Raw genomic sequence first — 13,156 nt, 5'->3', positions numbered from 1 at the left:
TTTTAACAGCAATCGTATGAAAACAGCCAAACACAAAGACAGGAATGCCCAAAAGTAACTCATGAGGCGTTCCTGTATTCATAGGTTTCCTTTATACATTTGCAAAAATATCGCCGAAGAAGTTAAAAACTCATGTCATGAAATTATTTCACGATTAACACTGGACAATGGGCATGTTTGGTTACTTTTTCACTGACACTGCCGATGAAAAACTTCTTTAATCCACTATGTCCGCTGTTCCCCATCACGATTAAATCCACTTGCTCGCGATCTGCAAATTCACTGATGCTGTCAGCAGGTGACCCATCCAATATTTCAAATTCACCGTGAACTCCCCTCGTTTCCAGAGCAAATCTTGCCTCAGAAATGGCTTGGTCCGCACTGTTGTGAACAACTTCCTGTGTTTGAGTGATTCGCTCGTCCTGGGCGAGCGGCATATGTGCAGCATAGAGGCCATCCACCCGTTTCGTGGCCATCGCCTCCATATTTAATAATTTGTCTTCGTTGGAAGGAATCTCTGTTTTATATTCATGATAAACGTGGGCGACCGTAAATTTCTGACCGCTTGATCTATCAAGGAGGTCCATGGCGTATTCCAATGCCTTCTTGCTCCCTTCAGAACCATCATAGGCCACCATTATATGTTTAATCATATTTTTCATCCCCTTGACTATGATTTTTGTATCATAGAAATCATTTACCCAATATTCAGAAAAATAGTCTTATTTCAATTTTACATATTGATGACGAATGTTTCGGAAAACGTAAAATATGATACCCGCAAAAAAAGGATCCACAATACGAACGCCTGTGTATATACAAATCCTTTTACGAAATTACTTCTTCAACTCACCTTTGGGATAAGCCGTTTTCACAAATTCTGTTGTTTAAGAGTCTTTCTTGAAAATTGTTGATTGGAGCGAAAAATACGAGACTCCGGAGGGATCAACGGGCATGGTGAGAACCAGCGAGGAACTCAACTCCTACCTCTTGGGAAGCGAGCAAATCAACCCTACTGAACATTTGACCCAACAGTAAGAAACTTTACAAAAATATCCTTAGAATATTTTAGTGTTTTGCCAAATCGATTAATTTGTTATATCTTATAAACTTAGCATGATCAGTCAACCTTTTTTGTACATACGCGATTATCAGTTTGTTAAAAAGGGTAAGTATAACTGGTCCAATTAGTAAGAAAATAATGGTACATTGAAAGGAAAGCAGGTAGTCTAACATGGGAAAAATCAAACAGTATATGCTTGCCTTTAAAAAGTTTTGGAAACGAAAGCATATGAATCAGATTTTGATCTTATTATTTTCAATATTAGTTTTAGCCTTCATCGGCTTCTTTGCTTATTTTGCAAGCAACGCAAATGTGGAAGATTTAAAGAAAGGATTATCCCAGTCAACCGTCATTTATGACAAAGACGGAGATGAAGCCAGCAAGGTGACGGCCAATCGGACGGAAGGGGTGGATATCAATAATATCCCTGATCGAATGAAGGATGCTGTCGTGGCCATTGAAGATCACCGCTTTTATGAGCACGGTGGTTTTGACCTCAAAGGGATGGCAAGGGCGTTCGTCTCAAATCTTTTTGCCGGGCATGTTGTAGCCGGAGGAAGTACGATTACCCAGCAGTTGACGAAGAATGCGCTCCTTTCACCAGAAAGGACGTATAAAAGAAAGATACAAGAACTCTTTTTGGCTGCTGAAATAGAAAAGCAGTATAGCAAAGATGAAATTTTACAAATGTATTTGAATCAGATTTACTTCGGCCACGGTGCATGGGGTGTTCAAAATGCCTCCCATAAATACTTCGGCAAAGACGTAAAGGATGTATCAATCAGTGAAGCAGCGATGCTGGCGGGATTGATCCGTGCGCCATCTGCATTGAATCCATATGAGCATTATGATAAAGCCATCCAGAGAAGAAATGTCGTACTTGGACAAATGAAGAAGTATAAAATGATCAGCTCTGCTGAATACAAGGAAGCAAAAAGCGAGAAAATCACCCTGGAGGATAAAGGCGGGGATCCGCTGAAAAATAAATATCCTTCCTATGTGGATGCCGTATTAAATGAAGCCATTAACAAATACGGCCTTTCGCAGGATGATATATTGACAAAAGGATATAAAATATATACGACGATGGATCAAAATATCCAGGCATCCTTGGAAAAGGTATATCAAAGGGATTCATTATTCCCGCAAGGCAAGCCTGATCAAATGGTTCAAAGTTCAGCAATCCTGATCGATCCAACAACAGGCGGTATCAGAGGGCTTGTCGGCGGAAGAGGGGATCATACATTCAGAGGGTTTAACCGAGCTACCAGCCTCGCCAGACAGCCAGGTTCGATCATGAAGCCCCTGGCCGTCTATACGCCAGCTGTACAAGAAGGATACACGGCTATGTCGCCATTGAAAGATGAAAAAATGGAATTCAACGGGGGTTACTCTCCTTCCAACTATAATGATAAATACTTGGGTGAAGTCCCGATGTATAAAGCTTTGGAAGAATCGATCAACGTGCCTGCCGTATGGCTGCTGAATGAAATTGGCATTCAGAAAGGGATGGATTCCGTTAAAAAATTCGGGATCCCTTTGACAAAGGATGATCGTCAGCTCGGCCTCGCATTGGGGAATATCCACAAAGGAGTTTCTCCGCAGGAAATGGCAGAAGCATTTTCTGCCTTCCCAAATGACGGGAAGCGTGAGGACAGCCACATCATTACCAAAATCGTTGGACCGACCGGCGATGTGATCATGAAGTGGAAGAAAAAAGAGACAGATGTCATGAGTAAGAAAGTGGCCGATCAGATGACGTCCATGATGCTCAATGTTGTTGAAACAGGTACTGGAAGTAAAGCACAAATCCCTGGCCATCCGATTGCCGGCAAGACTGGATCAACCCAAGTCAGCGGTACACGGAATGGAACGATGGATCAATGGTTCGTCGGATATACGCCAAATCTAGTCGGAGCCGTTTGGATGGGGTATGATCATACTGATAAAAACCATTATTTAACCGGTCTCAGTGAAAATGGCGTCGTACCTGTCTTCAAAGCCGTCATGGAAAGCGCCATTCCACATGTGGAAACAAAGGACTTTGATGTTAAATCCGTCAACTATTCTTTGGAACAGGAACGCAAGAAGAAGGAAGCGGAACAAAAACAAAGCATTGAAGGAAAATTAAAAGAAAAAACAAAGGAATGGAAAAAACAATTAGATGAAGCGAAAAAGAGATGGAAGGACCTTTTGAAAGGTCATGGACACGGGAAAGGCAATAAGCATTAAAAACAAAAAGGCAATCGAGGATATTCCTCGATTGCTTTTTTATTTGGGGGCTATTTAAAAACTTATTATTGATGTTAGCTCTTACCAGGAAAATGGTTGCAATGAAATTAAAAGGGACTGTTCAACAGGTCCACTTAGATAAGCTGTTTCCTTAAACTTGCTGTTTTAAGAGTAGACTCCGGAGGCTTAAACCTTACCGCTCAGAAAGCAAAGCATCCTGCAGCAGAAATCACATAGAGCCTCTTTAAACAAAAAAAGATGCCCTTTTCAAGAGGGCATCTGCTTTTAGAACATCGGCAAAATATAGTGAATGAGAAACCAGATGATTCCGAAGAAAATAATGAGATATGCCACATATTTTACTACTGTCGCTCCAACCATACTATTATCGGTTTTTTCTTCACGTTTTACTTCGACATGCTTATGTTCATCCATTATTATCACCTCGTTTTAATAGTGAATAAGTTTACATTAGGGCATTGACCAACCAGCCAATAACGACGATTGCACCAATTATCATAAGTATTGTTCTTATCATTGCTGAAACACCTCTTATAAGTAAAGTTAATATAAGAAGAGAATTCTCTACTAAACCGGTTAGAGTATATTTACCCGAGGTGGTGATTCATAAACCTTTACGTTATTTAAAAAATCTGATGATAGCAGGTATTCCCAATTGCACAGAGAATCTAAAAAAATATGGAAAAAAATATCAGCCTGAAGGCGGAGGAAGAAACCTCCACCCGACTCTCTACCTGTTTTAATGAGACAAATATAATAAAAGTATCAATAAACGTAAGGGGAATCTGTATGAAGAAATTTTTGGGGATATTTAAAAACAAAACGTTCGTAAAGTTATTTCTAGCCACGTTCACTTCGCAAATGGGAAGCATCATCGGGGTCACTGCCTTCATGTTTTATTTACTGGACCGGTTTTCGAGCCAGCCTATGTATGCGTCGATTACGGAACTCATGTATTCTCTTCCGACCCTCGCTGTTTTTTTCCTTGTCGGTGTAGTGGCTGACCGTTTGGATCGTCAAAAGGTCGCGTATTACTGCGATGCTATCTGTGCTGCGCTGTCCATAATATTATTGTTCGCGATCTGGACCGGGTGGATGCCGGTGATTTTTGCAGTCCTATTCTTACGGAGTGGAGTCCAGAAGTTTTTCTTCCCGGCAGAATCGGGAATCCTCCAAGGAGTCTTAAATAAGGATGACTATGCTACCTCTGCAGGATTGAATCAGTTGGTCATGAGTGTTTTCATGCTCGTGGGTAATGGCCTGGGGATCCTTGCTTATTGGCTTGTGGGCATTTATGGGGCCATTTTGATCGATGGGGTCACTTTTGTGGCGAGTGCACTCCTTATCAAAGCATGTACCATCTCAAATGAAGCAAAGCTCCCGAATGGACCGCATACATGGAAGGATTTAAATCCGAAGTTCGTGTTGAAAGATTTCAAGGCAGGGATGGTTTACATCTTAAAGCATAAGCTTCTGCTCTCTTTGATCGTTGGATTTTTTGTATTTGGTGTTGTAAACGGCGGATTTTCAGTGATGCCCGTGTTCATTTTAAAATATAAGCTTGCGCCGCAAACGTATGAAGAGTTCTCGATCATCCTTGGAGCAATGTTCGGATTAGGGGCGTTGATCGGTGGTGTGATCGCATCCGTGATCGTACAAAAAATAAAATTTTATCAGTTGATCGTCATCGGCTTGTTGGTTTCCGGAGGATTTACGGTTGCGTGTTCATTTACGTCCAACACGGTTGTCTTTTTGATTCTTGTATTTTTATCTGCATTTGGAATTCCATTTGCCAATATCGGAATCGGCGGCTGGGTTCCGAGTGTGGTCGATGCGAAAATGATGGGCAGGGTACAAGGGTGGGTCAGTCCGCTTATGATGGTTTCACAATCAGCGACCCTTGGATTCATTGCCTTTAGTTTCCCTGCATTCCTTTCTGTAGAAATGCTTTATTGGATAGTCGGGGGATGTCTCATGATCGTCGGGATATTTTATTTGATCGTGCTCCCAAAATTCGCTGAAGATAAGAAGCAGCCGATCAATCAATCGGCACCATCTTCCGTATAAACCGTCCCCTTGGAAAGCGGGCATCAGTCCATGGGAATCAACGCTGCACCAAAAAAATAGGAAAGAAGTCTATGAATATTGTTGAATTGGTGTCATAACATGTATTATCAACAATCGAAAGAATTTTCTAAATTTAAATTGACTTAATATTGTGAAGGTGTTAATCTGTTTGAGTAGTAAAATAGAAATTTTAACCAAAGGAGGTCATTAAGATGAACTATATTGTTGGAAGCAAATTGATCAGAAAACAACTCCATATCTTTTCGACCTATCCTGGGAACGCTCAAATTTAATTTTTTCTCCAGTTCACAAAGCATGGGTTGAATCTTTTAATCTGTGCTTTTATTATGCTTTTTTCCAGGCATACTGCATTGCGCGGTATGCCTTATTTATGTTAAATCGGGCAATGCCCTTTTTATAAAAAAATTTTTGGAGGTATTCAGATGAAAAATACAAAAGGAAAATGGATGATTTCATGGGCTGCGGATCCAGATAGCGGATAGCGAAGAAGAAGAAAAGGGGGAATAGTGAATGTTTAGTGTATTATGGAAATTGAGCTGGTTCTTTAAAGAAAATTGGAAGCGGTACACGATTGCCGTTGTTTTATTGACGATTGTCGGTGTTTTCGATGTCCTCCCGCCAAAGCTTGTCGGAATGGCCATTGATGATATCCACCTCGGGACGCTGACCTTGGGTGGAATATATAAATATATTCTTTATTTGACGGCGATTGCGGTCACATCCTACAGCATCACATATTATTGGCAATACTTGTTGTTTGGCGGTGCGTTCTTAATCGAAAGAAAGCTGCGCGGCAGTCTGATGGGCCATTTCCTGAAAATGACGCCCACATTTTATGAGAAAAACCGCACAGGTGATTTGATGGCAAGGGCCACGAATGACCTTAAGGCTGTTTCGGTTACAACAGGCTTCGGCATCCTTACGTTGATCGATTCCAGCATCTTTATGCTGACGATCCTCTGCACAATGGGATTCTTTATCAGCTGGAAGCTGACTTTTGCCTCAATTCTGCCGCTCCCGATCATGGCAATCCTCATGAAAATTTATGGAGCCAGAATTCATAAGCGCTTCATGAGTGCACAGGATGCCTTTGGGGATCTGAATGACAAGGTGCTTGAGTCGATTGCCGGTGTCCGGGTCATCCGCGCCTATGTCCAGGAGCGTGCGGATGAGAAGAAATTTGAAGAAATGACAGAGGATGTATTCAAGAAAAACCTGGCGGTGGCCAAAATTGATTCATTATTTGATCCGACCATCAAAACGCTTGTGGGCGTGAGTTATATGATCGGACTTGGATATGGGGCATATCTTGTCTTTCACCAGGTGCTTACCTTGGGGGATTTGGTCTCTTTTAACGTATATCTGGGCATGCTCATCTGGCCGATGTTTGCGATCGGTGAACTGATCAATGTCATGCAGCGCGGGAATGCTTCTTTGGACCGTGTCCAGGAAACATTGAACTATCGAGAGGACGTACAAAATCCTTCACGGCCAACGGTCATTAAGGATCCGGAATCCATTGATTTTAAAGATTTCAAATTCCAGTATCCATCTTCGAATACAGCCAATTTAAAGGATCTTCGCCTGACGCTTAGAAAAGGAGAAACTCTTGGGATTGTAGGGAAAACGGGAAGCGGGAAAACGACACTGATCAAACAGCTCCTAAGGGAGTATCCTGCAGGGGAAGGATTATTGGCCATCGCGGATGTCCCGATCCAGGAACAAACGAAAGAGCAGGTAAAATCATGGATTGGCTATGTCCCACAGGACCACGTATTATTTTCAAGGTCGGTAAAGGAAAATATTTTATTCGGAAACCCTGAAGCTGGAGAAGAAGATCTTGAGAAAGCAATCGATTTGGCTGCATTCAGGAAAGACTTGTCAATGCTCCCGGATAAACTGGAAACGCTCGTTGGAGAAAAGGGGGTGGCCCTTTCCGGGGGGCAAAAGCAGCGTATTTCGATTGCACGAGCATTGATCAAGAATCCTGAAATCTTGATTTTGGATGATTCGCTTTCTGCTGTGGATGCGAAAACAGAAACAAAGATCATTGAGAATATCCGGTCTGAGCGTTCCGGGAAAACAACGATCATCACGACACATCGATTATCTGCAGTTCAGCATGCCGATTGGATCGTTGTATTGGATGATGGGAAGATCATCGAAGAAGGGACGCATCAAGATTTAGTAGAAAACGACGGATGGTACATGGAGCAATATATTCGTCAGCAAATAGAGGAAACGGCAATGGAGGGGGTGCAGGCATGAAATTAGGCAAAAGGCTCTTCAATTATGCATTATTATATAAAAAGGTCATCATTGCAGCCCTTCTGATGCTTGCTGTCTCGGTCGGTGCCGAGCTGGCAGGTCCATTTATCGCCAAAAGGATGATCGATCATCACATCCTCGGCATTGAAACGAAGTGGTACGAAACCAACAAAGGGCAAGATGCCGTCCTATATAAAGGGCATTGGTACAAGCGAGAAGATTATTTGCAAAAAGGAGAGAGGAAAGGAAAAGAGGTAAGGATCTTCCAATCGGGCAGAGATTTCATTTTCGTTCCTTCTCCTGTCGATATCGATGGGGATAAAAAATTCAAAAATGGCTACTTGACGATTTCAAAAGGAAACATCGTCAAAAAATTCAAAGCTGAGAAACTCGGTATTGATCAGCTCCTTAAGTTTTACAATCCGGAAATTCCAAGGCTGATGAAATTGTTTAGCATCTATTTGGGCCTTCTGATTTTCGCTTCATTTTTCCAGTATGGCCAGCATTATTATTTGCGAAAGGCAGCCAACCGCATCATTCAAAAAATGCGCATGGACATCTTCCAGCACATTCAAAGACTGCCAATCAGCTATTTTGATAATCTGCCTGCAGGAAAAGTCGTGGCAAGGATCACAAATGATACCGAAGCGATCCGCGAACTTTACGTAAACGTGCTCTCCAATTTCTTCACTAGCGGGATCTATATCATCGGGATCTACATCGCCCTATTCATCCTTGATGTAAAACTGGCCATGATCTGCTTGATTCTTTTGCCGATTTTGTATGTATGGATATTGTTTTACCGAAAGTATGCTTCAAAATATAACCACGTCATCCGCAGCAAAATCAGTGAAATCAACGCGATGATCAATGAATCGATCCAAGGGATGAATATCATCCAGGCGTTCAGCCGCGAGGAAAAATCAAAACAGGAGTTCGATGAGCTCAACGAAACCCATTTTTCCTTTCAAAATAAACTGTTAAGCCTTAACGCCTTGACCTCACATAACCTGGTCGGTGTTCTAAGGAATATCACCTTTGTATCGTTCATTTGGTATTTCGGGAGAGGCTCCATCGGGGTGGAATCCTTCGTAACCTTGGGCGTACTATACGCGTTTGTCGATTATATCAACCGCTTGTTCCAGCCGGTTCAGGGCATCGTGAACCAGCTGGCAAACCTGGAGCAGGCACTCGTTGCCAGCGAACGCGTCTTTCGCTTGATTGATGAAGATGGAATCAATGTAAGCGACGAAAAAATAAAGAGGTATAAAGGAAATGTTGTGTTTGATAACGTGTTTTTTGCCTATAAGGAAGGAGAATATGTCCTTAAGGACATCAACTTCGAAGCAAGTCAGGGCGAAACAGTAGCTTTAGTGGGACACACGGGGTCCGGAAAGAGTTCAATCATGAATCTGCTCTTCCGATTCTATGATCCCAACAAAGGAAGCATCACGATCGATGGAAAAAGCATCGTTGATATACCACATCAAACGATCCGGGAGCACATGGGAATCGTCCTTCAGGATCCATATCTTTTCACAGGCACGATTGCTTCGAATGTCAGCCTCGATGATCCACGCATCACAAGGGAAATGGTCGAAAAAGCCTTGAATGACGTAGGAGCAGAGGGGATCTTTAAGAATTTAGAAAATGGCTACGATGAACCGGTCATTGAGAAAGGCAGTACGCTGTCATCAGGTCAGCGGCAGCTTATCTCTTTTGCCAGGGCATTGGCCTTTGACCCGGCCATCTTGATATTGGATGAAGCCACATCGAGCATTGACACAGAAACGGAGGCCATCATTCAAAACGCGATGGAAGTCCTGAAAAAAGGCAGGACCACCTTCATCATCGCTCACAGGCTTTCCACAATCAAAAATGCCGACCAAATCCTCGTATTAGACCGAGGCACCATTGTGGAGCGGGGAAATCATGACCAGCTAATGGCATTGAAAGGGCGATACTACCAAATGTACGAACTTCAACAAGGAAAAAAATCGGACCTCGCAGGATAGATAATAAAGCATTCATTTCATGGCAGCCAGCTGAAAGATCAGCTGGCTGCTTTTTGTCGGGGGAGACCGAACTGCTGCCCGTCAAAAGCGAAATCCAAAATGAAGGGAACCAGAAGGAGGATCTGATGCCCGTCAAAAGCGAAATCCGAAATGAAGGGAAGCAGAAGGAGGATCTGATGCCCGTCAAAAGCGAAATTGGACATAAAGGGAACCAGAAGGAGGATCTGATGCCCGTCAAAAACGAAATCCGAAATGAAGGGAAGCAGAAGGAGGATCTGGTGCCCGTCAAAAGCGAAATCCGAAATGAAGGGAACCAGAAGGGGGATCTGGTGCCCGTCAAAAGCGAAATCCGAAATAAAGGGAACCAGAAGGGGGATCTGGTGCCCGTCAAAAGCGAAATCCGAAATGAAGGGAAGCAGAAGGAGGATCTGGTGCCCGTCAAAAGCGAAATCCGAAATAAAGGGAACCAGAAGATGGATCTGATGCCCTTCAAAACCAAACCCATCAGTAGCAGAATTAGAAGCTCTCAATAACAAAAACTTTTAAAAATTTTATATTCACTTTTGTTAATGACTAAAGTATTTCCGAGGAAAATCTCCACCTTTTTTCGGCCTTGGTACACCTTTCACATAATTTCACATATTTCTTTGACAATAATTCTGGAAAGTTTGTCTAAAATAAGGGTGTACAAATCCACATTTTGATGAAAAGGACGTGAAATGATGTTGAAAAAGCGAAGTTTGATTATTTTGGGAACGGCATTAATGTTGACGGTGCCGACAATGGCTTTTGCTGCAGAGGATCAGCCTGACTCCACTCCGAAGAGTAAGCTTCATGATAGGGTAGAAAAGTGGAAAGAGCATAAAGGCGAAAGGCACCAGAATTGGATGGAGCACAGACAGGAGCATCAGCAAAAGCTGCTTGACCTTGTGAAGGAGTACAGTCCTGATACCTTGAGCAAATGGACGGCTGCGGTGAATGAACGGAATGATCTAATCGATCAGCTGAAAGATCCTGCTACAAGGGAAAAGCTGAAAGAATATCATAAGAACCAAAAAGATGGGCTGAAGGACAAGGGTAAAAATTTGACGAAGGAAGAGCGGAAAAAATTATTCCAACAGAAAAAGACAGAATGGAAAGCAAAACGTGAAGCTCATAAGCAATTCAGGGATCAGCTGAAGGCGGCAGTCGACGCGAAGGACAAAGCGAAAGTGGCTGCATTGTTATCGAAAAAATATGATCAATTCGTCCAAACAAACAAAATGATCGCTGATAAGCTGGAAAAAGCGAAAAGTTCCACTTTGAATGTTCAGTAAAATAGTATTTAATTTAAGTAGGGGCGTTTGACGTCCCTCTTCATTTTTTTATTAATGAATATTCAGTTGGAGAGATGAAATATGAGTTATCGTATTTATTTGGTGGAGGATGAGAAGCATTTGAATTCCATCCTTACTTCCTACTTGAAAAGAGAGGGTTGGGAAGTGGCATCCTTTCATAATGGATCGGATGCTGTGGAGGCCATCCCGGATCATCCGGATTGCTGGATATTGGATATCATGCTTCCAGACATGGATGGGTACCAGCTGCTGAAAAACATTAAACAGCATCATGAAGATGTGCCGGTCATTTATATTAGTGCACGAGACAGTGATTTGGACCGAATTTTAGGTTTGGAGCTTGGCGGGGATGACTACATAGCAAAGCCGTTTTTGCCGAAGGAATTAGTCATTCGCACAAAGAAGCTGCTTCAGCGGATTTACGGCAAGAATAAACATGCATTGGAAGTTTCTACTTATGGTCCATATGTGGTGAACGAACTCAAACGGACGATTGCATATGAAGACGAACATATCACCTTGACATCAAAGGAATATGATTTGTTTCTCTTTTTTTATCAAAATATCGGACGTGCTTTTTCAAGAGATGAAATTCTCCAATGTGTTTGGGGAAGCGACTATTTTGGATCTGACCGGGTCGTTGATGATTTAATCAGGAGGCTGCGAAAGAAATTGCCCTACTTTCAAGTTGAAACAATCTATGGATATGGATATAGGTTGACCGATCATGTTTAAAGACCGACCTATTTGGCAGCAGTTGTTCATCCTTTTTGCCGGGTTTTGTCTACTAATTGGAATATTACTATTTTTAATCATCCCCCCGACGCTGAAAGGTTTTTTTACAAAAGAGATATATCAATCGATCGAGGAATCCCAGAATTTTAATGTGGCCATTGAAAATCGGCTTTCAGATTGGAAGCGTGAGCCTGATAAGCAGACGATCCGCTCCGTACAGCATGTTGTGCTTGATGATCAGGGGAGAATCCTGAAAAAAGCGGGGCTGACGAAAGATGTAATCAACCGCCTTTATTTGCAGGCACTTTCGCAAAATTCCAGCTCCAAACGGTATTCGGTTTCCATTAACGGACAGGAACTTTTATATGTCATCAAAAAAGGGCAAATCAGCGGCAAGGACTTCATTTTAATCTCTTACCTGTGGGATACGTATCGTAAGGAACTTGTTCATACCCTCTTAAGGAGGATTTATCTCGTTCTATTCTTTATTCTTGCTTTTGCGGTGTTTATTTCCATCTTCTTTTCAAAATGGATTGTGAAGCCGCTCCTGTCCATTAAAGGATCAGTCAACAAGATTTCTCAAAAAAATTGGAAGGAGCCGATTGTGTTGGAGAGAGGGGATGAGATTGGCGAGCTTGCCAAGTCGATCGAGTCGATGCGGAAGCAGCTAGTCATACAGGATGAAGCACAACAGGCTTTATTGCAGCATGCATCGCACGATCTGAAGACCCCTGTAATGGTGATACGAAGCTATTTGGAAGCGATAAGCGACGGTATTTATCCGACCGGTGACTTTGATGGAACGCTTTCCATATTAAAACATGAAGCAGAAAGCATGGAGAAAAAAATAGGAAACTTGTTATATATTACGAAGCTGGAATATTTATCGACAAAGCCCGTACATCAAGAGCCAATCGATTTAAAGGATCTCATTCTTTCTGTTTGTCAGCGTTTATCGACAACGAGAGGGGAGATTCAATTTGAATACCGGTTATTGGACTGCATGGTTAAAGGAGATCTTGAGCAATGGAAGATTTTCATGGAAAACCTGATCAGCAACTCATTGAAATATGCGAGAAGTATCATTGACATCTCAATGGAAATGAGTGGTGAGGGGCTTAGGTTAACCGTGTTTAATGATGGTATGCCGATTGAAGAAAAGGTTCTCCAAGAGCTGTATCAGCCATTTGTAAAAGGAAGCGACGGCCATTTCGGCCTCGGGATGTACATTATGAAAAAGATTGCAGATCGGCATGAAGTCGAATTCTCAGGAGAAAATATCAGCGGCGGCGTACGATTTAGCGTTCATTGGAAAAAGGCAATGCAAAAGGACTGACCAATCGATAAGATGGGCAGTCCTTTTTTTAAATTCGCTTTTTTTGCTATTCATTAAAAGT

Annotated in this window: 10 protein-coding genes; 8 read left to right on the top strand and 2 right to left on the bottom strand. The window is 42.3% G+C overall.

Annotated features, from left to right (window positions below; genetic code table 11):
• Positions 1-143: 143 nt before the first annotated feature.
• On the bottom strand, positions 144-653 hold the full coding sequence (locus D9X91_RS04125; RefSeq protein WP_158598231.1) for a universal stress protein: 510 nt from the start codon (positions 651-653) through the stop codon (positions 144-146).
• 581 nt (positions 654-1,234) lie between these two features.
• Here D9X91_RS04125 and D9X91_RS04120 point away from each other — a divergent pair.
• A complete protein-coding gene (locus D9X91_RS04120) occupies positions 1,235-3,295 on the top strand; it encodes a transglycosylase domain-containing protein (protein ID WP_121679293.1) in 2,061 nt (686 codons plus the stop codon).
• 285 nt (positions 3,296-3,580) lie between these two features.
• Here D9X91_RS04120 and D9X91_RS22700 read toward each other — a convergent pair whose 3' ends face one another.
• Complete coding sequence (locus D9X91_RS22700) at positions 3,581-3,730, bottom strand: hypothetical protein (protein WP_199738071.1); 150 nt, start codon at positions 3,728-3,730, stop codon at positions 3,581-3,583.
• A 375-nt stretch (positions 3,731-4,105) separates the two neighbouring features.
• On the opposite strand from D9X91_RS22700, the gene D9X91_RS04115 reads away from it, so the two are divergent.
• The 7 genes from D9X91_RS04115 (at position 4,106) to D9X91_RS04085 (ending at position 13,095) form a co-directional block, all read left to right on the top strand.
• Positions 4,106-5,383, top strand: coding sequence for an MFS transporter (locus D9X91_RS04115; RefSeq protein WP_121679292.1), 1,278 nt, complete (start codon positions 4,106-4,108; stop codon positions 5,381-5,383).
• A gap of 531 nt (positions 5,384-5,914) precedes the next feature.
• On the top strand, positions 5,915-7,672 hold the full coding sequence (locus D9X91_RS04110; protein WP_121679291.1) for an ABC transporter ATP-binding protein: 1,758 nt from the start codon (positions 5,915-5,917) through the stop codon (positions 7,670-7,672).
• Positions 7,669-9,687, top strand: a complete 2,019-nt coding sequence (locus D9X91_RS04105; RefSeq protein WP_121679290.1) for an ABC transporter ATP-binding protein — start codon at positions 7,669-7,671, stop codon at positions 9,685-9,687. Before D9X91_RS04110 ends, D9X91_RS04105 begins: the two co-directional genes overlap by 4 nt.
• Before the next feature lie 53 nt (positions 9,688-9,740).
• Positions 9,741-10,220: a hypothetical protein gene (locus D9X91_RS04100; protein ID WP_121679289.1), complete on the top strand. Its 480-nt coding sequence runs from the start codon at positions 9,741-9,743 to the stop codon at positions 10,218-10,220.
• 189 nt (positions 10,221-10,409) lie between these two features.
• A complete protein-coding gene (locus D9X91_RS04095) occupies positions 10,410-11,003 on the top strand; it encodes a hypothetical protein (protein WP_121679288.1) in 594 nt (197 codons plus the stop codon).
• 81 nt (positions 11,004-11,084) lie between these two features.
• Entirely contained in the window at positions 11,085-11,759 is a 675-nt protein-coding gene (locus tag D9X91_RS04090) for a response regulator transcription factor (protein WP_121679287.1), read from the top strand.
• Positions 11,752-13,095, top strand: a complete 1,344-nt coding sequence (locus D9X91_RS04085) for a sensor histidine kinase (RefSeq protein ID WP_121679286.1) — start codon at positions 11,752-11,754, stop codon at positions 13,093-13,095. Before D9X91_RS04090 ends, D9X91_RS04085 begins: the two co-directional genes overlap by 8 nt.
• Positions 13,096-13,156 lie beyond the last annotated feature (61 nt).

It is taken from the genome of Falsibacillus albus, assembly GCF_003668575.1.
Classification (GTDB): Bacteria; Bacillota; Bacilli; order Bacillales; family DSM-25281; genus Falsibacillus; species Falsibacillus albus.
This window is presented reverse-complemented; position numbering and strand designations above follow the sequence as displayed.

What these genes read in the sequence shown, in the direction of transcription:
- D9X91_RS04125 (WP_158598231.1), bottom strand. Translation starts at nt 653, where the DNA reads ATGATTAAACATATAATGGTGGCCTATGATGGTTCTGAAGGGAGCAAG.
- D9X91_RS04120 (WP_121679293.1), top strand. Translation starts at nt 1,235, where the DNA reads ATGGGAAAAATCAAACAGTATATGCTTGCCTTTAAAAAGTTTTGGAAA.
- D9X91_RS22700 (WP_199738071.1), bottom strand. Translation starts at nt 3,730, where the DNA reads ATGGATGAACATAAGCATGTCGAAGTAAAACGTGAAGAAAAAACCGAT.
- D9X91_RS04115 (WP_121679292.1), top strand. Translation starts at nt 4,106, where the DNA reads ATGAAGAAATTTTTGGGGATATTTAAAAACAAAACGTTCGTAAAGTTA.
- D9X91_RS04110 (WP_121679291.1), top strand. Translation starts at nt 5,915, where the DNA reads ATGTTTAGTGTATTATGGAAATTGAGCTGGTTCTTTAAAGAAAATTGG.
- D9X91_RS04105 (WP_121679290.1), top strand. Translation starts at nt 7,669, where the DNA reads ATGAAATTAGGCAAAAGGCTCTTCAATTATGCATTATTATATAAAAAG.
- D9X91_RS04095 (WP_121679288.1), top strand. Translation starts at nt 10,410, where the DNA reads ATGTTGAAAAAGCGAAGTTTGATTATTTTGGGAACGGCATTAATGTTG.
- D9X91_RS04090 (WP_121679287.1), top strand. Translation starts at nt 11,085, where the DNA reads ATGAGTTATCGTATTTATTTGGTGGAGGATGAGAAGCATTTGAATTCC.
- D9X91_RS04085 (WP_121679286.1), top strand. Translation starts at nt 11,752, where the DNA reads ATGTTTAAAGACCGACCTATTTGGCAGCAGTTGTTCATCCTTTTTGCC.